The sequence below is a fragment of the Streptomyces sp. NBC_00876 genome (assembly GCF_045207435.1).
Classification (GTDB): domain Bacteria; phylum Actinomycetota; class Actinomycetes; order Streptomycetales; family Streptomycetaceae; genus Streptomyces.
The window spans coordinates 4,473,172-4,491,545 of the sequence record NZ_CP108800.1; the positions used below are offsets into that span (position 1 = coordinate 4,473,172).

Consider the following 18,374-nt stretch of genomic DNA (forward strand, 5'->3'; position numbering starts at 1 on the left):
CAATTCGGACCAGTGGTCGATCTCGCCTACACTCGGTGGCGTGCCTCGTGGTGATGGACGACTCAACCACGACCTGCTCCCCGGAGAGAAAGGCCCCCAGGACGCTTGCGGCGTCTTCGGTGTCTGGGCTCCGGGCGAAGAGGTCGCCAAGCTCACCTATTTCGGACTGTATGCCCTGCAGCACCGTGGACAGGAGTCCGCGGGCATCGCAGTGAGCAACGGGTCCCAGATCCTGGTCTTCAAGGACATGGGACTGGTCTCGCAGGTCTTCGACGAAACGTCTCTGGGATCGCTCCAGGGCCATATCGCGGTCGGTCATGCCCGCTACTCCACCACCGGTGCCTCGGTGTGGGAGAACGCGCAGCCGACGTTCCGTGCGACCGCGCACGGCTCGATCGCCCTGGGTCACAACGGCAACCTGGTCAACACGGCCCAGCTTGCCGAGATGGTCGCCGACCTTCCGCGCAAGGACGGCCGCGCCACCCAGGTCGCCGCGACCAACGACACCGATCTGGTGACCGCGCTGCTCGCCGGCCAGACGGACGAGGACGGCAAGCCGCTCACCATCGAGGAGGCCGCCGCGAAGGTGCTTCCCGAGGTGCGGGGCGCCTTCTCCCTCGTCTTCATGGATGAGCACACCCTCTACGCGGCCCGTGACCCGCAGGGCATCCGCCCGCTGGTGCTCGGCCGCCTGGAGCGCGGCTGGGTGGTGGCCTCCGAGTCCGCCGCCCTCGACATCTGCGGCGCCAGCTTCGTCCGCGAGATCGAGCCGGGCGAGCTCGTCGCCATCGACGAGAACGGCCTGCGCACCTCCCGCTTCGCGGAAGCGAAGCCCAAGGGATGCGTCTTCGAGTACGTCTACCTGGCCCGCCCCGACACCGACATCGCCGGGCGCAACGTCTACCTCTCCCGGGTGGAGATGGGCCGCAGGCTGGCCGCCGAGGCCCCGGTCGAGGCCGATCTGGTCATAGCGACACCGGAGTCCGGCACCCCCGCCGCCATCGGTTACGCGGAGGCCAGCGGAATTCCGTTCGGCGCCGGACTGGTGAAGAACGCCTATGTCGGCCGGACCTTCATCCAGCCGTCGCAGACCATCCGGCAACTGGGCATCCGCCTCAAGCTGAACCCGCTCAAGGAAGTCATCAAGGGCAAGCGACTGGTGGTCGTCGACGACTCGATCGTCCGCGGCAACACCCAGCGCGCACTGGTCCGGATGCTCCGCGAGGCGGGCGCCGCCGAGATCCACATCCGGATCTCGTCGCCGCCGGTGAAGTGGCCCTGCTTCTTCGGCATCGACTTCGCGACCCGCGCCGAGCTGATCGCCAACGGCATGTCCGTCGACGAGATCGCCACCTCGATGGGGGCCGACTCGCTCTCGTACATCTCGCTCGACGCGATGATCGAGGCGACGACGATCGACAAGCCGAACCTGTGCCGCGCCTGCTTCGACGGTGAGTACCCGATGGAGCTCCCGGACCCGGAGCTGCTCGGCAAGCAGCTGCTGGAGACCGAGCTGGCGGCAGGCCCTGCGGCGACCGCCGCGGCCGACGCGCTGCGCCGTCCGTGACCCGGACGGCACGGCAGCCTTCCCACCAGCCCCGTATTTCCACACGAAAGATCCCAGGCAATGTCTGAGACAACAGGTGCTTCCTACGCGGCAGCGGGCGTCGACATCGAGGCCGGCGACCGCGCCGTAGAGCTGATGAAGCAGTGGGTGAAGAAGACCCAGCGCCCCGAGGTCGCGGGCCTCGGCGGCCTCGGCGGCTTCGCCGGCCTCTTCGACGCCTCGGCACTCAAGCGCTACGAGCGTCCGCTGCTCGCCTCCGCCACGGACGGCGTCGGCACGAAGGTCGACATCGCCCGTCAGATGGGCGTGTACGACACGATCGGCCACGACCTCGTCGGCATGGTCGTGGACGACCTCGTCGTCTGCGGCGCCGAGCCGCTCTTCATGACCGACTACATCTGCGTCGGCAAGGTGCATCCCGAGCGTGTCGCGGCCATCGTGAAGGGCATCGCCGAAGGCTGTGTGCTGGCCGGCTGCGCGCTGGTCGGCGGCGAGACCGCCGAACACCCGGGCCTGCTGGGTCCGGACGACTTCGATGTCGCCGGCGCCGGTACGGGCGTGGTCGAGGCCGACCGCCTGCTCGGCCCGGACCGCATCCGCGAGGGTGACGCCGTCATCGCGATGGCGTCCTCCGGTCTTCACTCCAACGGGTACTCGCTCGTCCGCCACGTCGTCTTCGACCGTGCCGGCTGGGCGCTGGAGCGCCAGGTCGAGGAGTTCGGCCGGACGCTCGGCGAGGAGCTCCTGGAGCCCACCAGGATCTACTCGCTGGACTGCCTGGCGCTGACCCGTACGACCGAGGTGCACGGCTTCAGCCACGTCACCGGCGGCGGCCTGGCCAACAACCTGGCCCGGGTCATCCCGGACGGTCTGCACGCCACGGTGGACCGTTCCACCTGGGCGCCCGGCGCGGTCTTCGACGTCGTCGGCAAGGCCGGGCAGGTCGAGCAGCTGGAACTGGAGAAGACGCTCAACATGGGCGTCGGCATGATCGCGATCGTCCCGGCGGACTCGGTGGACTCCGCCCTGACGACGCTGGCCGACCGCGGGGTCGACTCGTGGGTCGCCGGCGAGATCACCGCCCGCGGAGCGCACACGACGGGCGCGGAGCTCGTGGGCGGGTACGCGCGCTGACCGTGGGCCCGGCACACACTCCCGCGTTGCCGGGGGAGTCGCTGGGGCCGGGGGAATCGCAGCACTGGACGCCGGGCGGGCCGCAAGGCCCGTCCGGAGATCAGGGACCAGTCACGCTCCGGATCGGGACAACACAGAACCCGGTCCGGGACAGGCCCGGACCGGGTTGTTGTGTCAGCGCGAGGTCAAGCGCCGCGGCGCTGTGACGACGGACCGGACTGGTCGTCCTCGTCGTCGTCATCGTCGTCGTTGTACTGATCCGCGTACTGTGCGTACGGGTCATCTTCCTCGTCGTCGTCCTCGAACGGCTCTGCGTTCGGTGGTTGACTCGAAGGTGATGCGCCCAGCTCATTGGCCAGACGCGACAGGTCAGTCCCGCCGCTGCTGTACTTCAGCTGACGGGCGACCTTGGTCTGCTTGGCCTTTGCCCGGCCGCGCCCCATGGCTCGACCCCCTCGGTGACGGGGCTCGATGGCCCCAGAGTCTTGACACGCGTTCATGTTTCAGGACGGACTCTCGGCTGAGAGACCGCGCCTGTAGAGCTTTAACGGTACCTGCTTCCGCGGCCATACGGTACGCCGCCCGCATCACACGCCCCGGAAGAGGACCCGCGAGGAGCTCCGTCCTCGCTGGTCAACTGCGATTTTAACCTCTTATTGGCGCGCGACCCGCCGACCGGCGTGAGTCTTGTCTCGCCGGTCGGCGGGTCGCGCGCCGTACGCGGGGCGTGACGCCCCGCAGGGCCCCCGGGTGCGCTCCGGTGCGGTCAGGCGCGGCGGGCCTCGGCCATCCGCTGCTCGGCGATCCGGTCGGCCGCGGCGGCCGGCGGAATGCCGTCATCCTTCGCGCGAGCAAAGATCGCCAGCGTCGTGTCGAAGATCTTCGCCGCCTTCGCCCTGCACCGGTCGAAGTCGAAGCCGTGCAGTTCGTCGGCGACCTGGATGACACCGCCCGCGTTCACCACGTAGTCGGGTGCGTACAGGATCGACCGGTCGGCCAGGTCCTTCTCGACGCCCGGGTGCGCGAGCTGGTTGTTGGCCGCACCGCACACCACCTTGGCGGTGAGCACCGGGACGGTGTCGTCGTCGAGGGCGCCGCCGAGCGCGCACGGGGCGTAGATGTCCAGGCCCTCGGTACGGATCAGCGCCGCGGTGTCCGCCGCCACGGCGACCCCGGGGTGCTTGTCGGTGATCCGGCGCACGGAGTCGTCCCGTACATCGGTGATCACTACCTCGGCGCCGTCCGCCAGCAGGTGCTCGACGAGGTGGTGACCGACCTTGCCGACGCCGGCGACCCCCACTTTTCGGCCACGCAGCGTCGGGTCGCCCCACAGGTGCTGGGCCGAGGCCCGCATGCCCTGGAAGACACCGAACGCGGTGAGCACCGAGGAGTCGCCCGCGCCGCCGTTCTCGGGGGAGCGGCCGGTGGTCCAGCGGCACTCGCGGGCCACGACGTCCATGTCGGCGACGTACGTGCCGACATCGCAGGCGGTCACGTAGCGGCCGCCGAGCGAGGCCACGAACCGGCCGTAGGCCAGCAGCAGTTCCTCGCTCTTGATCTGCTCGGGGTCGCCGATGATGACGGCCTTGCCGCCACCGTGGTCGAGGCCGGCCATGGCGTTCTTGTACGACATCCCGCGCGCCAGGTTCAGCGCGTCCGCGACAGCCTCCTCCTCGGAGGCGTACGGGTAGAAGCGGGTGCCGCCCAGGGCCGGGCCCAGAGCGGTGGAGTGGATGGCGATGACGGCCTTGAGGCCGCTGGCACGGTCCTGGCAGAGCACGACTTGCTCGTGTCCCCCCTGATCCGAGTGGAACAGGGTGTGCAGGACGCCGTTTGTCACATCGGTCACTGTGGTGACTCCCAAGGTACGAAGCGGCGGAAAGACCCCCCTGAAGGTGGGGAGGGCCCCGGACCGACCGGCACGGACGGTCCGACTGGGCATGAGCTTATGGCCGGGCGCAGCGTGGGGGGACATTGATCCGGCCCAGTGCCGTGGATCACCCCCTCCAGGAGTACGGGCGTGGCACGATCGCTGCATGTCGGTGGTGTCTTCAGTGCTCGTCCCTTACGCGTCCTACCTCCGGGTGTACGAGCCACTGGCGGCCTTCCCGGAGGCCGAGCGCGCCCACTGGGCCCGCTACGCGGGCCGGGAGCGGATTCCCACGGCCCAGGACGAACTGCGCCGCTCGCTGGCCGACTTGGCGGCGACCCCGCCGGTCGGCGTGCCAGCGCACGAGAGCGCCGACGCGTTCGTCGCCGAGGTCGACGGCGTGGTGTGCGTCTGTCCGTGGCGGACCAGGCTGCGTGGCTGGCTGGCGCTGGACGGGCTGGCGGACATGTTCCCGGCTCCGGTGCTCGACGCGGTGCTGCCGCCGGTGGTGCGCGGGCAGGCGCTGGCCGACCACGAGCGGTGGGCGGAGCGCAATCCGGACGCCCGGCCGTGGATCAGGACGGCGGTGTGGCAGGTGCCGGTGCGCTGGTTCGTCCTCTTCTCGGACGAGGAGCGCGAGCACCTGGCGGCGGGGGAGGACGGGGCGCCGCCGGTGCTGCGGTACCGGACGCCGATGGTGCAGGCGCGCCGCCGGCTGGCCAGGGGGCTGAAGACGCTGCGGGAGTCCATGGACGACGGGCCGCTGACCGAGGGCCTGGTGGATGTCGGCCGGTGGCTGGAGGAGTTCCATCCCCGCGCGCTCGTCGAGCTGGACTACGGCGGCCTGGTGCACGCCCTGTCGGCGGAGCAGCTCGCAGGCGACCGGAGCGCCGCAGATGTGGCCGAGGCGGTCGCCGCGCTGCGGGCCGGTGACGCCGAGGCCGCGAGCGAGGCGTACGCGCGTCTCGCGGAGCGCTGGAGGACCGTAAGGGATCGTCAGTTCGCGAACTGACGATCCATGAACCTGTGTCCCGAGTGACACGTGAGGGTGAAGAGGCGGAAGGCTACTCCAGTGGTCTCGGGACCTACGTCCCGAACCGGGCCTTTGCCTCAAGCGTGATGGATAGCACTTACGGGGCCCTTGCGCCCTTACCTACCCCTCGTGCCAAAATAGGACAAGGAGTCCGGGGAGGGTTCCTTCCGCCCAAGTATGGGCGGAATGCTCAGCATTGCACTCTATGGGGGGTCTGATGACTCCTGATCGCTCTGTGACTGATCGTCACGGTGGTGTGACTGTCCGCTATGGCATGGTCCATCGGCTTCCGTCGCTGATGAACACCTGGGAGGGCAATTCCATCGGTTTGGCCGACGTGGCTGGACGGATGGTGTAGTTGTAGTGCCGAGGACAAGCCGTTCGTCCTATAACCGACTCGGCCCGCGTCCGCCATTTCGGGCAACGCGGGTCAAGGTGCAGAATTTAGAGGAAAGAACCGAGATTGTTCGGTTCTCCCGAGGAGGCCGCTCATGACCGCTCGCACCCCTGATGCCGAGCCGCTGCTGACCCCGGCTGAGGTTGCCACGATGTTCCGCGTGGACCCGAAGACGGTTACCCGTTGGGCCAAGGCAGGCAAGCTCACGTCCATCCGCACGCTCGGTGGACATCGCCGGTACCGCGAGGCAGAGGTCCGCGCACTGCTTGCGGGTATTCCGCAGCAGCGCAGCGAGGCCTGAACCATCCCTGTCGCCGCGTCACAACTGGGCTTTTGGGTCCCCCAACCCACATAGCCCACCCATAGCTCCATATGGCGGGCGCCCGCCCCAACGGGCGCCGTTCCCGTGTCATACGGGTCACGTCATCAGATCGCGCTGGACTCCGCCGGGTCCAGCGCGATCTTTTTTGTGTCCGCGCGCCGGCGTGGATTCCTGGGTGCCCGTGATTCCTGTGCGCCTGTGCACCCGTGTACCCGCGTCATGGTGGCCCTGGATCGCGTGTCGCGCCCGTCGCAGGAAAACCGGGCGTGCGGTCCGCTCCGGGCGGCCCGTGAGGGCTCTCCCGGGTCCGTGCGGGGCTGGTTGCCGCCGTCCTGCCCGAGATCGGAACCGTCGGCCGAGGGGCTCCCGGGTGGGTCCTGGCAGAGGCCTGGGCGGGTCCGTTCCGAGTGGTGCAATTGCACATATTAAATTCGCCAGTTGTAGGAAGGGTGTAAAGTCACCCCTTCTCAAAACTGATTCAGTGACTCCCGTCACACAGCATCTGTCTTGCCAACTACGAGCCTGCCACTGCTGTGCGGCGGACGGCGGCGCCATTGGTCATGCGGCGGGGGGACTTTGGTCCCGCGTCCAGCGGGCCCGGATGGGTTCGCCCGGACCCGGCGGTGTCACCGGTGGCCGTGTGGCGGCCCCCTGACGCCCCGTGGGCGGCCTGGCGGGGCCGGGCGACCCCTTTGCAGGTTCCGCGGCCGAGGAGGCCGTCACGGGCTCCATGGCGAGCTGCAGGAGCCGGGCGCGGACCACGCAGTGCCGGGTGAGGTGGCGGTAGCCGGAAGCGGCCGCGAGGTGGGCACGCAGCAGCGCGCGGATCTCGTGCCGGGGCGTTCTCCGCGGACCGGGGCCGGCGTCGGTGGGGGCGTCGGTGGCGAGGCCGGGGCCGGTTCGCGGGCGTGCGCCGGGACCTGGGCGCGGTCCGTCGGCGTCCGGCCGGTCCCAGAGGACCCCCTCGCCCGTGGCTGCCGCCATCCGAGCCGCCTCCCGGTGGATGTGTGCTGCCCCACCCCGAGAAACCGGGGCAGCCCCTGGTTTCTGAGTACTCGTCGCCGGGCGACGGAGTCAAGACGCACGAAAGCCCGGATCCAGGGGATCCGGGCTTTCGTTACTGCGGTCCTGACGGGATTTGAACCCGCGGCCTCCACCTTGACAGGGTGGCGAGCACTCCAAACTGCTCCACAGGACCAGGTTTTCGCGGCTGCCTTGCGGCTGGCTGCGAAACCAGACTGTACAGGAGGTCACGGGGTGCGGTCGAACTCACTCCTGGTGGCGGGGCCATTACGCGCCCGCCGCCGTGCGGCCTAAGGGGCCGCGGCGTCGATCGCCTTCACGATCCGCTTGTCGGAGACGGGGAACGCGGTGCCCAGGGCGTGGGCGAAATAGCTGACCCGCAGCTCCTCGATCATCCAGCGGATGTCCAGGACCTCCTGCGGAACGGGCCTGCCCTGCGGCAGCTGTTCCAGCAGCCAGGCGTACTCGTCCTGCATCTCGTGGACCTTCTCCATGCGCGTGGTGTCGCGCTGGACGTTCGTCGGCATCTGCTGGAGCCGGCGGTCCTCGGCGACCAGGTAGCGCATCAGGTCGGGCAGCCTGCGCAGCCCGGTCAGGGTGACGAACCCGGGCGGCACGAGACGGGCCAGGTGGTCCCGTACGTCCGTGACGTTGTTGATCAGGACCAGGCTGTTGGTGGCCTTCAGCCGGCGCTCGCAGGCCTGCCAGGCGGCCAGGATCTGCTGTACCTGGTCGACCGTGCGGACGGTGAGGTCCACCAGGTCGGCGCGCACCTTGTCGTACAGCTTCCGGAACGACGCCTCGTCCCAGGCAGGACCGCCGTGCGCGGCGATCAGACGGTCGGCGGCCGCCGTCGCGCAGTCGTCGAAGAGCGCCTGGATGGAGCCGTGCGGATTGCGGGACAGGGCCAGCTTCTGCTGGTTCGTGAGCTTGTCCGAGGCGAACTTCGCCGGGTTCACCGGGATGTTCAGCAGGATCAGCTTCCGGGTGCCGCGCCACATCGCCTGCTGCTGCTCGGCCTCGGTGTCGAAGAGCCGTACGGCCACTGTGCCCGCCGCAGTTCCCTCCTGCTCGACCAGCGCCGGGTAGGCCTTGACCGGCTGGCCGGCCCGCCGGGTCTCGAAGATCCGGTCCAGCGTGCCGATCGTCCAGTCCGTGAGGCCGGAGCGCTCGATGGACTCCCCGGAGGGCCCCGCGGTCGCCGCTGCGGCCTGGGAGAGGGCCTGCCGGGCCTTGGGGCGCAGCTGGATCTTGAGCGCCTCCAGGTCCTTGCCCTCGGCGACCTTGCGGCGCCGCTCGTCGACGATCCGGAAGCTGATCTTCAGGTGGTCCGGGATGCGGCTCAGATCGAAGTCGTCGGCGGTGACCGGGACACCGACCATGCGCTGGAGCTCGCGGGCCAGGGTGGTGGGCAGCGGCTCCTGAAGGGGGACGGCGCGGTCCAGGAACTTGCCGGCGTAGTCCGGCGCGGGCACGTAATGCCGGCGGATGGGCTTGGGCAGGGACCGGATCAGCTCGGTGACCACGTCTGCGCGCAGGCCCGGGATCTGCCAGTCGAAGCCCTCGGAGGTGACCTGGTTGAGCACCTGGAGCGGGATGTGGACGGTCACACCGTCGGCGTCCGCACCGGGCTCGAACTGGTACGTCACCCGGAACTTGAGCTTCCCCTGTCGCCAGGAGTCCGGGTAGTCGTCCTTGGTGACGGCCCCGGCCTTCTCGTTGATGAGCATCGAGCGCTCGAAGTCCAGCGCGTCCGGCTCGTCCTTGCGCTTGTGCTTCCACCACGAGTCGAAGTGCGCACCCGAGACGACGTGTTCCGGGATCCGCTGGTCGTAGAAGTCGAAGAGCGTCTCGTCGTCCACGAGGATGTCGCGGCGCCGGGCGCGGTGCTCCAACTCCTCGACCTCGCCCAGGAGTTTGCGGTTGTCGTGGAAGAACTGGTGGTGCGTGCGCCAGTCGCCCTCGACCAGGGCGTTACGGATGAAGAGATCCCGCGAGGTCTCCTGGTCGATACGGCCGAAATTGATCTTGCGCTGGGCCACGATCGGTACGCCGTACAGCGTGACCCGCTCGTACGCCATCACCGCCGCCTGGTCCTTCTCCCAGTGCGGCTCGCTGTAGGTGCGCTTCAGCAGGTGCTGGGCCAGCGGCTCGATCCACTCCGGCTCGACCCGGGCGTTGACCCGCGCCCACAGCCGGGACGTCTCGACCAGCTCGGCGGACATCACGAACCGCGGCTGCTTCTTGAACAGCGCCGATCCGGGGAAGATCGCGAACTTGGCGCTGCGAGCGCCGAGGTACTCGTTCTTCTCGGTGTCCTTCAGCCCGATGTGCGAGAGCAGACCGGCCAGCAGCGAGGTGTGCACCGACTGCTCCGGGGCATCGTCCTCGTTGAGCTCGATCCCCATCTGCTTGGCGACCGTGCGCAACTGCGCGTAGATGTCCTGCCATTCGCGGATGCGCAGGAAGTTCAGATACTCCTGCTTGCACATCCGGCGGAAGCTGGAGGAGCCGCGCTCCTTCTGCTGCTCACGGATGTAGCGCCACAGGTTCAGGTACGCCAGGAAGTCGGACGTCTCGTCCTTGAACCGGGCGTGCTGCTGATCGGCCTGCGTCTGCTTCTCGGACGGCCGCTCGCGCGGGTCCTGGATGGAGAGCGCGGAGGCGATGACCATGACCTCGCGGACACAGCCGTTGCGGTCGGCCTCGATGACCATCCGGGCGAGGCGCGGGTCCACCGGCAGCTGCGAGAGCTGGCGCCCCAGCGGGGTGAGCCGCTTCTTCGGATCCTTCTCCTCCGGATCCAGCGCCCCGAGCTCCTGGAGGAGCTGTACGCCGTCGCGGATGTTGCGGTGGTCCGGCGGGTCGATGAAGGGGAACTTCTCGATGTCGCCGAGGCCGGCCGCGGTCATCTGGAGGATGACGGAGGCCAGGTTCGTCCGGAGGATCTCCGGGTCGGTGAACTCCGGGCGGGTCAGGAAGTCGTCCTCGGAGTACAGCCGGATGCAGATGCCGTCCGACGTACGGCCGCAGCGGCCCTTGCGCTGGTTGGCGCTGGCCTGCGAGATCCGCTCGATCGGCAGCCGCTGGACCTTGGTGCGGTGGCTGTAGCGGGAGATACGGGCGTTGCCCGGGTCGATCACGTACTTGATGCCGGGAACGGTCAGCGAGGTCTCGGCGACGTTGGTCGCCAGCACGATCCTGCGCCCGGTGTGACGCTGGAACACGCGGTGCTGCTCGGCGTGCGACAGGCGTGCGTAGAGGGGGAGCACCTCGGTATGTCTGAGGTTGCGTTTGTTCAGCGCGTCCGCCGTGTCGCGGATCTCCCGCTCGCCGGAGAGGAAGACCAGGACGTCGCCGGGTCCCTCGGACTGGAGCTCGTCGACGGCGTCGCAGATCGCGGTGATCTGGTCGCGGTCGGAGTCGTCGCTGTCCTCTTCGAGGAGGGGGCGATAACGCACCTCCACGGGGTACGTACGCCCGCTGACCTCGACGATCGGGGCCTCGCCGAAGTGGCGGGCGAAGCGCTCCGGGTCGATGGTCGCCGAGGTGATGACGACCTTCAGATCCGGGCGCTTGGGCAGCAGCCGGGCCAGATAGCCGAGCAGGAAGTCGATGTTCAGCGACCGCTCGTGGGCCTCGTCGATGATGATCGTGTCGTACGCGAGCAGCTCGCGGTCCGTCTGGATCTCGGCGAGCAGGATGCCGTCCGTCATCAGCTTGACGAAGGTCGCGTCCTGATTGACCTGGTCGGTGAAGCGGACCTTCCAGCCCACCGCCTCGCCCAGCGGCGTCTTCAGCTCCTCGGCGATCCGCTCGGCCACCGTACGGGCCGCGATCCGGCGCGGCTGGGTGTGCCCGATCATGCCGCGGACGCCACGGCCCAGCTCCATGCAGATCTTGGGGATCTGGGTGGTCTTGCCGGAGCCGGTCTCACCGGCGACGATCACGACCTGGTGGTCGCGTATCGCCTCCAGGATCTCGTCCTTCTTCTGGCTGACCGGCAGTTGTTCGGGGTACGAGAGGGCAGGCATCCGCCCGGCCCGCAGCGCGAGCCGCCCGGCCGCCTTGGTGGCCTGGGCGGCGATCTCGTCCAGCACGGTCTGCTGGGCCTCGGGCTTGCGAATGCGGCGCGCGCCTTCGAGGCGGCGGCCGAGCCGGTGGGCGTCTCGGAGCGAGAGCTGCCCGAGCTGGGACTGGAGATCGGCGAAGGAAGTAGACATACGGGTTCCAGGATCTCACCCGGGCCGGAGGAACGGCGAACCTATTTCGCGCGGTCTCGGTCACGACGTCCGCACGGTACGGGGCGGGGCGATCACAGCACGTACCATTCCGGACAGCTGATCCCTCTGCCGACCTCTCTGCCGGAAGGCCTGTCCGCCGTGTCCCGTTCGTCGTGGTGCTGCCTGGTGGCGGCCCTTGCGGTCGTCCTGGGGATGTTCTGCGGACCGTCGACGGCGTCGGCGTCGGCGCCCCTCCCGGATCCGTCCGTGAACGTGACCGTGGCCATGTCTGCGTCTTCGTCTGTGACTGCGACTGAGGCCATGGACATGGCCGTGGACGTGAACATGGCCGTGGACGTGGCGTTGGACACCGGGCAGGGGCACGGGCTGCCCGGCTGCGGCAAGAAGGGCAAGGGCGACGGTGCCGAGCCGGCCGTTCCGGGGCGCGCCCGCGCCGCCCACGACCAGGCGCCCGGCCTCGCCGAGTGGGGTCTGCCCGCCGCCATCGGACCCGAGCCGGTCCGGGCGCCCGCGCCGATGACGCTGCGCGGGCCCGACGCGGCCGCGCCGAGCCCGGTGGAGCTCTCCGTACTGAGGGTGTAGACGGCCCGCGTCCCACCCGGCCGTCCTCTTCACCGCACCTCACCAGCCCGGAGTTCCGCATGCCCGCATCCCCGTCCAAGCCGTCCCCGAAGCCGTCGCCCCGGAAGCGGCCCTCCCGAAAGCCGCTCGTCTACGGCGTCGGAGTCGTCGTCGCCGCGGCACTGTTCGGATACGTCTCCTACCGGGCCACCGCCCCCGACTCCTCGGCCGGCTCCTCCACCGCGGTCGCCGACGTCACCGCGGGCCCGGACGAGGGCGTCTACCCCGAACTGGCGAAGCTCGCCCGGCGCGACGCCGACGACAAGCTGGCGCTGGGCCGCGCGGACGCGCCCGTCGTCCTCATCGAGTACGCCGACTTCAAGTGCGGCTACTGCGGAAAGTTCGCCCGCGACACCGAACCCGCCCTGGTGAAGAAGTACGTCGACAACGGCACCCTGCGCATCGAATGGCGCAACTTCCCGATCTTCGGCGCCGAGTCCGAGGCCGCAGCCCGCGCCTCCTGGGCCGCCGGGCAGCAGGGCCGCTTCTGGGAGTTCCACCGGGCCGCCTACGCCGAGGGAGTCAAGGAGAAGGGGTTCGGCAAGGACCGGCTGAAGGCGCTCGCACGCCAGGCCGGGGTACCCGACCTCGACCGCTTCGTCCGCGACGCCGACGGCACGGCCGCCGCTTCGGCGGTCAGCAAGGACCAGGAGCAGGGGTACGGAATCGGCGCGACCTCCACCCCGTCCTTCCTGATCAACGGCCGCCCGATCGCCGGTGCGCAGCCCCCGGAGACCTTCACCCGGGCCATCGACGAGGCGGCGGAACGCGCGAAGAACCTCGGCAGCGCGGGCCAGGACGCCCAGGGCACCGCATCCCCCGAAGCGAGCACCGGGAAGTGACGGCGGACATCGGCTACTTCGCCGCTTTCCTCGGCGGGCTGCTGGCCCTGATCAGCCCGTGCAGCGCCCTGCTGCTCCCGGCCTTCTTCGCGTACTCCATCGACTCCACCTCCCGGCTGCTCGCCAGGACCGGGATCTTCTACGCGGGTCTGGCCACCACCCTCGTCCCGCTGGGCGCGGCGGGCTCGTTCGCCGGGCGGCTCTTCTACAGCCATCGCGACGCCCTCGTCCTCGGTGCCGGCTGGCTGATCATCGGGCTCGGTGTCGCCCAGATCGTCGGCCTGGGCTTCGCCTCGCGCAGGATCGCCGCCCTCAGCGGCCGGATCCGCCCGACGACCGCCGTATCGGTCTATGCCCTCGGAGCGGTCTACGGCCTGGCCGGCTTCTGCGCGGGCCCGATCCTCGGGAGCGTCCTCACGGTGGCGGCCGTCAGCGGCAGCCCGGCGTACGGCGGACTGCTCCTGGCCGTGTACGCCCTGGGCATGGCGGTGCCGCTCTTCGTGCTCGCGCTGCTCTGGGAGCGGTTCGAGCTGGGCCGCCGTGCCTGGCTGCGCGGCCGGGTCCTGCGGCTCGGCCGCTTCGAGCTCCACACCACGACGCTGCTGTCGGGACTCTTCTTCATCGGCCTCGGCGCGATGTTCCTGGCGTACGACGGGACGACCGCGCTGCCCGGACTGCTGGACGTGGACCAGTCGTTCGCCGTCGAGCAGTGGGCCCAGCGGGCCGGCGAGCATGTGCCGGACGCGGTGCTGCTGGTCGCGGTGGTGGCTGTGGTGCTGCTGGTGCTCGCGGTACGGGGTGGGCGCCGGCGTCGCGCGGAGGAAGGGGACGCGGAGGAAGGGAACGCGGAGACGGGGAACGCGGAGGCGAGGGATGCGGAGACCGGGGACGCGGAGACCGGGGAAGCGGAGGCGGGGGATTCGCTGAACACCGCCGACCGGAAGGGCGCCTGACACGACGAAGGCCCCGTCCAGTGGACGGGGCCTTCGGGTGGTGGCTGGGGCCGGGATCGAACCGGCGACCTATCGCTTTTCAGGCGATCGCTCGTACCAACTGAGCTACCCAGCCACGCAGCTCATACGGGCTGCAGCGGTCCTGACGGGATTTGAACCCGCGGCCTCCACCTTGACAGGGTGGCGAGCACTCCAAACTGCTCCACAGGACCAAGCAATGTGCGAGACAAGTCTCGCACACGTTAAAGCGTGCCCCCAACGGGATTCGAACCCGTGCTACCGCCTTGAAAGGGCGGCGTCCTGGGCCACTAGACGATGAGGGCTAAGGGCCCACCTGCGCGCTTCCCAGCGCGTCGGGGACGTCAGAAGCATATGGGATGGCGGCGGCTATCGCCAAAACGGTTTACGGGGAGGGTGTGGAGGAGGCCGGGGCGGGCTCGGGAGGGCCGGTTCCCCGCCGGTTCTCCGCCGGTTCTCCGCCGGTGGACGGCGGCTGACCTCGGCCGTCGCCGGACTGCCGGCGGCCGGCGGTCCCGGGTGTGCGCCTTCGGGCACTTCGGGGCGCATCCGGCGGCCGTACGTGACAATGGCGGGGTGCTGGAGATGACGCGGGAAGCGTTCGAGGAACTGGTCGGCGAGGCACTGGACCGGATCCCGCCGGAGCTCACCCGGCTGATGGACAACGTCGCGGTGTTCGTCGAGGACGAACCGGAGACCGATGATCCGGAACTGCTCGGGCTCTACGAGGGCACACCTCTGACCGAGCGCGGTGAGTGGTACGCGGGCGTCCTGCCGGACCGGATCACCATCTACCGGGGGCCGACGCTGCGGATGTGCGAGTCGCGCGAGGACGTCGTGGCCGAAACGGAGATCACGGTCGTCCACGAGATCGCCCACCACTTCGGTATCGACGACGAGAGGCTGCACGCGCTGGGTTACGGGTGACGTCCCGCACCCGCCGAGGTGTGAACGAGGTGTGCGGGACGGCCCGGCGGGCGTGTCCCCGACGGGGCGGTGGGAGTTGGGCACAGCGCTCCCCGAGTCCGCAGCGTGCCGAAGGTCCTGGCCGGGCTCGGTTCCGTACCGCCTCGTCCTTCTCCGCACCCCCGGAGGTGCCCTCGTGCGCCAGTTGCCCGTCCCCGTCCGCTGGGCGGCCGTCACCGTTGTGACGATCGCCACGTCCACCGGCTGCATGAGTATCGGCGCCGACGGCGGGAAACCGGCTCCCTCGCGGCCCGCCGCGTCCAAGGGGGCGATGGCCGAGCCGGACGGTTCCACGGTGGCCGGCACCGGCCGGGCCCGCACCGGGGGCGACGCCGGGGCGCACTCAGGGGGCAAGACCGGCCAGTCCGGCGACCCGAGCCCCTCCGCCGGTCCCTCGGGAAGCCCGGCGGCGTCCGGCGGCCGGGCTCCTGGCCAGGGCGGTCACCAGCCGGCCCCGGCGCTCTCGCCGGCCGGGCCGGGGGTGCCCCAGCAGCCGGAACCGCCGGCTCCGTCCGACCCGGGCCCCGGCACATCGGCGACCCCGCAGCCGTCGGTCCCGCCGGAGCCCGATCCGGAGCCCTCCCAGGAGCCGCCGGTGCCGTCGGCCTCGCCGGCCGCTCAGCTCCGTAACAACGCGATGGGCCCGCCGGACGGGCCGGGGGCGATGCGGACTCCGGAGGCATCACCGCAGGTGGGACCGGCTTGAGGGGGCGGTCGGAAGGAGTCGGTTTGCGCAATGTGGGTGAGAGTGCGTATGGTAGTAGATCGTTTGATCCCATTGCCCGGCGCCGACACAGAAGAGCGCCGTGTGGCGCGTACTCTCCCTTGCCGTGGCTGGACCGCATTGAGGCGGTCGAAATTGCGAATCACGGAGTTACGGGCGCGTGCCGAGACTCCGGAAGGTTTCGCATTTCGCATGTCAATTTCCAGTTCTGACCACACCGTCATGTCCGAGAACGTCGAGAACGACGAGCTCATCGAGGTCGCAGAGGCCTTCGTGGCCAACTCCGCCGACGCCGTCGAGGCGGACGCACCCCTGGCCGAGCAGGCCGGCGCGCAGTCCACCGACGAGGTCGACGCACCCCTGGCCGAGCAGGCCGACTCCGACACCGACTCCGCCGACGAGGCGGACGCCGAGCCGGGCATCACCTTCGCCGACCTGGGCCTGCCCGAGGGCATCGTCCGCAAGCTCGCGCAGAACGGTGTGACCTCGCCCTTCCCGATCCAGGCGGCGACCATCCCGGACGCCCTGGCCGGCAAGGACATCCTGGGCCGCGGCCGTACCGGCTCCGGCAAGACCCTCTCCTTCGGTCTGCCGACCCTGGCCTCGCTGGCCGGTGGGCACACCGAGAAGAAGAAGCCCCGCGCGATCATCCTCACCCCGACGCGTGAGCTCGCGATGCAGGTCGCGGACGCGCTTCAGCCGTACGGCGACGTGCTCGGCCTGAAGATGAAGGTCGTCTGCGGCGGTACGTCGATGGGCAACCAGATCTACGCGCTGGAGCGCGGTGTCGACGTCCTCGTCGCCACCCCGGGCCGGCTGCGCGACATCATCAACCGGGGCGCCTGCTCCCTGGAGAACGTCCAGGTCGCCGTCCTCGACGAGGCCGACCAGATGTCCGACCTGGGCTTCCTGCCCGAGGTCACCGAGCTGCTCGACCAGATCCCCGGCGGCGGCCAGCGCATGCTCTTCTCCGCCACCATGGAGAACGAGATCGGCACGCTGGTCAAGCGCTACCTGAGCAACCCGGTCACCCACGAGGTCGACTCCGCCCAGGGCAACGTCTCGACCATGTCGCACCACGTCCTCGTCGTGAAGCCGAAGGACAAGGCGCCGGTCACCTCGGCGATCGCCGCCCGCAAGGGCCGCACGATCATCTTCGTCCGCACCCAGCTGGGCGCGGACCGTATCGCCGAGCAGCTCGTCGAGGCGGGCGTCAAGGCGGACGCGCTGCACGGCGGCATGACCCAGGGCGCCCGTACCCGCGTCCTCGAGGACTTCAAGAAGGGCTACGTCAACGCGCTCGTCGCGACCGACGTCGCCGCCCGCGGTATCCACGTCGACGGCATCGACCTGGTCCTGAACGTGGACCCGGCCGGTGACCACAAGGACTACCTGCACCGCTCGGGCCGTACCGCGCGTGCCGGCAAGTCCGGTGTCGTGGTCTCGCTGGCGCTTCCGCACCAGCGCCGCCAGATCTTCCGCCTGATGGAGGACGCGGGCGTCGACGCCTCGCGTCACATCGTCCAGGGCGCGGGTGTCTTCGAGCCGGAGGTCGCCGAGATCACCGGCGCCCGTTCGCTCACCGAGGTCCAGGCCGACTCCGCGAACAACGCCGCCAAGCAGGCCGAGCGCGAGGCCGCCGACCTGACCAAGCAGCTGGAGCGCGTCCAGCGCCGTGCCGTGGAGCTGCGCGAGGAGGCCGGCCGTCTGGTCGCCCGCGCCGCACGCGAGCGGGGCGACGACCCCGAGGCAGCGGTGGCCGAGGTCACCGCCGAGGCGGAGGCCGCTCTGCTGGCCGCCACCTCCGTGCCGGAGCAGCCGGCCGTGCGCGAGGAGCGTCGTGACGAGCGCGGCAACTACGGCCGTCGTGACGACCGTGGCGGCGACCGCGGTGGATACCGCGGCAGCAACGACCGTGTCGGCGAGCGCAGCGGCCGTCCGGCCGGCAGCAACGGCTACCGCGGCAGCAGCGACCGTCCGTCGTTCCGCGGCAGCAACGACCGTCGTGAGGACCGTCCGGTCGGTGGCGGCTTCCGCTCCGGTGGCGGCGACCGCCGTGACGACCGCCGTGACGACCGCGGCGGCGACCGTGGCGGCCGTTCTTTCGAGCGTCGTGACAACGACCGTCCGTCGTTCAACCGCGACCGTCGTGACGAGCGTCCCTCGGGCGGCTTCCGCTCCGGTGGCGGCGACCGCCGTGACGACCGCGGCGGCGACCGTGGCGGCCGTTCTTTCGAGCGTCGTGACAACGACCGCCCGTCGTTCAACCGTGACAACGACCGTCCGTCGTTCAACCGCGAACGTCGTGACGACCGTCCGGCCGGTGGCTTCCGCTCCGGCGGCGGCGACCGCCCGTTCAACCGCGACCGTCGTGACGACCGTCCGGCCGGTGGCTTCCGCTCCGGCGGCGGCGACCGCCCGACCGGCCGTCGTGACGACCACCGCTCCACGGGTACCGGTACGAGCACCGGCTCCTTCGGCCGCCGTGACGACAAGCCGCGCTGGAAGCGCAACGGCTGACCGTCCGTAGCCTGACTGCTGATCAGGGCCCGCACACCACCTCGGTGGTGTGCGGGCCCTGATTTGTTTTGAACGGGTTCGATTTTCCCTGTTCTTTACTGTGGAGATGCTGTTAAAGTCGGCCCACTTGCATGGGGGTG

The 18,374-nt window shown here is 70.0% G+C and carries 15 protein-coding genes and 4 tRNA genes; 10 read left to right on the forward strand and 9 right to left on the reverse strand.

The genetic code is table 11. The annotated features are described in order from the left end of the window. Nucleotides 1–40: 40 nt before the first annotated feature. Together purF and purM are read left to right on the forward strand one after the other, a co-directional pair. Nucleotides 41–1,567: an amidophosphoribosyltransferase gene (gene purF / locus OG782_RS19495; protein ID WP_406452670.1), complete on the forward strand. Its 1,527-nt coding sequence runs from the start codon at nt 41–43 to the stop codon at nt 1,565–1,567. 60 nt (nt 1,568–1,627) lie between these two features. Then, on the forward strand, nt 1,628–2,701 hold the full coding sequence (purM, locus tag OG782_RS19500) for a phosphoribosylformylglycinamidine cyclo-ligase (protein ID WP_406452672.1): 1,074 nt from the start codon (nt 1,628–1,630) through the stop codon (nt 2,699–2,701). Nucleotides 2,702–2,886: 185 nt separating this feature from the next. On the opposite strand, the gene OG782_RS19505 is transcribed toward purM, so the two are convergent. After that, a complete protein-coding gene (locus tag OG782_RS19505; RefSeq protein WP_406452674.1) occupies nt 2,887–3,144 on the reverse strand; it encodes a DUF3073 domain-containing protein in 258 nt (85 codons plus the stop codon). A 323-nt stretch (nt 3,145–3,467) separates the two neighbouring features. Beyond that, nucleotides 3,468–4,550: a Leu/Phe/Val dehydrogenase gene (locus OG782_RS19510; RefSeq protein ID WP_406452676.1), complete on the reverse strand. Its 1,083-nt coding sequence runs from the start codon at nt 4,548–4,550 to the stop codon at nt 3,468–3,470. 187 nt (nt 4,551–4,737) lie between these two features. Here OG782_RS19510 and OG782_RS19515 point away from each other — a divergent pair, with 187 nt between their 5' ends. Both OG782_RS19515 and bldC read left to right on the forward strand, forming a co-directional pair. Then, nucleotides 4,738–5,583, forward strand: a complete 846-nt coding sequence (locus OG782_RS19515) for a hypothetical protein (RefSeq protein ID WP_406452678.1) — start codon at nt 4,738–4,740, stop codon at nt 5,581–5,583. 512 nt (nt 5,584–6,095) lie between these two features. Next, a complete protein-coding gene (bldC, locus tag OG782_RS19520) occupies nt 6,096–6,302 on the forward strand; it encodes a developmental transcriptional regulator BldC (protein WP_003949541.1) in 207 nt (68 codons plus the stop codon). A gap of 579 nt (nt 6,303–6,881) precedes the next feature. Here the strand turns inward: bldC and OG782_RS19525 are convergent. The 4 genes from OG782_RS19525 to OG782_RS19540 all read right to left on the reverse strand — a co-directional run bounded on the left by OG782_RS19525 (nt 6,882) and on the right by OG782_RS19540 (nt 11,856). Further along, on the reverse strand, nt 6,882–7,307 hold the full coding sequence (locus OG782_RS19525) for a DUF6274 family protein (protein ID WP_406452680.1): 426 nt from the start codon (nt 7,305–7,307) through the stop codon (nt 6,882–6,884). Nucleotides 7,308–7,446: 139 nt separating this feature from the next. After that, nucleotides 7,447–7,521 (reverse strand) — tRNA-Asp (locus OG782_RS19530). A 115-nt stretch (nt 7,522–7,636) separates the two neighbouring features. Next, nucleotides 7,637–11,569, reverse strand: a complete 3,933-nt coding sequence (gene hrpA, locus OG782_RS19535) for an ATP-dependent RNA helicase HrpA (protein WP_406452682.1) — start codon at nt 11,567–11,569, stop codon at nt 7,637–7,639. Between the two features lie 92 nt (nt 11,570–11,661). Next, nucleotides 11,662–11,856: a hypothetical protein gene (locus tag OG782_RS19540; RefSeq protein ID WP_406452684.1), complete on the reverse strand. Its 195-nt coding sequence runs from the start codon at nt 11,854–11,856 to the stop codon at nt 11,662–11,664. A gap of 16 nt (nt 11,857–11,872) precedes the next feature. Between OG782_RS19540 and OG782_RS19545 the strand changes: the two genes are divergently transcribed. From OG782_RS19545 to OG782_RS19555, 3 genes are read left to right on the forward strand one after another with little or no spacing between them, the layout of a single operon-like run. Then, the gene (locus OG782_RS19545) at nt 11,873–12,172 is read left to right on the forward strand and encodes a hypothetical protein (protein WP_406452685.1); all 300 of its coding nucleotides are present in this window, start codon (nt 11,873–11,875) and stop codon (nt 12,170–12,172) included. A gap of 59 nt (nt 12,173–12,231) precedes the next feature. Next, nucleotides 12,232–13,053 (forward strand): DsbA family protein, encoded by an 822-nt coding sequence (locus OG782_RS19550; protein WP_406452687.1) that lies wholly within the window; start codon nt 12,232–12,234, stop codon nt 13,051–13,053. Beyond that, nucleotides 13,050–14,006 carry a cytochrome c biogenesis CcdA family protein gene (locus OG782_RS19555; RefSeq protein ID WP_406452689.1) on the forward strand — a complete coding sequence of 319 codons (957 nt, stop codon included), beginning with the start codon at nt 13,050–13,052 and terminating at the stop codon, nt 14,004–14,006. Before OG782_RS19550 ends, OG782_RS19555 begins: the two co-directional genes overlap by 4 nt. A 38-nt stretch (nt 14,007–14,044) precedes the next feature. Here the strand turns inward: OG782_RS19555 and OG782_RS19560 are convergent. The 3 genes from OG782_RS19560 to OG782_RS19570 all read right to left on the reverse strand — a co-directional run bounded on the left by OG782_RS19560 (nt 14,045) and on the right by OG782_RS19570 (nt 14,329). Beyond that, nucleotides 14,045–14,121, reverse strand: a tRNA-Phe gene (locus OG782_RS19560). Between the two features lie 22 nt (nt 14,122–14,143). Continuing rightward, nucleotides 14,144–14,218, reverse strand: a tRNA-Asp gene (locus OG782_RS19565). A 38-nt stretch (nt 14,219–14,256) separates the two neighbouring features. After that, a tRNA-Glu gene (locus OG782_RS19570) sits at nt 14,257–14,329 on the reverse strand. A 271-nt stretch (nt 14,330–14,600) separates the two neighbouring features. Between OG782_RS19570 and OG782_RS19575 the strand changes: the two genes are divergently transcribed. From OG782_RS19575 to OG782_RS19585, 3 genes are all read left to right on the forward strand, one after another. Beyond that, nucleotides 14,601–14,951, forward strand: coding sequence for a metallopeptidase family protein (locus OG782_RS19575; protein ID WP_406452691.1), 351 nt, complete (start codon nt 14,601–14,603; stop codon nt 14,949–14,951). A 175-nt stretch (nt 14,952–15,126) separates the two neighbouring features. Continuing rightward, nucleotides 15,127–15,696 (forward strand): hypothetical protein, encoded by a 570-nt coding sequence (locus OG782_RS19580; RefSeq protein ID WP_406452693.1) that lies wholly within the window; start codon nt 15,127–15,129, stop codon nt 15,694–15,696. 240 nt (nt 15,697–15,936) lie between these two features. Then, nucleotides 15,937–18,234: a DEAD/DEAH box helicase gene (locus OG782_RS19585; protein ID WP_406452695.1), complete on the forward strand. Its 2,298-nt coding sequence runs from the start codon at nt 15,937–15,939 to the stop codon at nt 18,232–18,234. Nucleotides 18,235–18,374: the final 140 nt, after the last annotated feature.

Coding starts and splice junctions, on each gene's coding strand:
- hrpA (WP_406452682.1), bottom strand. CDS start 11,569: ATGTCTACTTCCTTCGCCGATCTCCAGTCCCAGCTCGGGCAGCTCTCG.
- purM (WP_406452672.1), top strand. CDS start 1,628: ATGTCTGAGACAACAGGTGCTTCCTACGCGGCAGCGGGCGTCGACATC.
- OG782_RS19505 (WP_406452674.1), bottom strand. CDS start 3,144: ATGGGGCGCGGCCGGGCAAAGGCCAAGCAGACCAAGGTCGCCCGTCAG.
- OG782_RS19550 (WP_406452687.1), top strand. CDS start 12,232: ATGCCCGCATCCCCGTCCAAGCCGTCCCCGAAGCCGTCGCCCCGGAAG.
- OG782_RS19525 (WP_406452680.1), bottom strand. CDS start 7,307: ATGGCGGCAGCCACGGGCGAGGGGGTCCTCTGGGACCGGCCGGACGCC.
- OG782_RS19540 (WP_406452684.1), bottom strand. CDS start 11,856: ATGGCCACGGTCACGTTCACGGACGGATCCGGGAGGGGCGCCGACGCC.
- OG782_RS19515 (WP_406452678.1), top strand. CDS start 4,738: ATGTCGGTGGTGTCTTCAGTGCTCGTCCCTTACGCGTCCTACCTCCGG.
- bldC (WP_003949541.1), top strand. CDS start 6,096: ATGACCGCTCGCACCCCTGATGCCGAGCCGCTGCTGACCCCGGCTGAG.
- OG782_RS19585 (WP_406452695.1), top strand. CDS start 15,937: ATGTCCGAGAACGTCGAGAACGACGAGCTCATCGAGGTCGCAGAGGCC.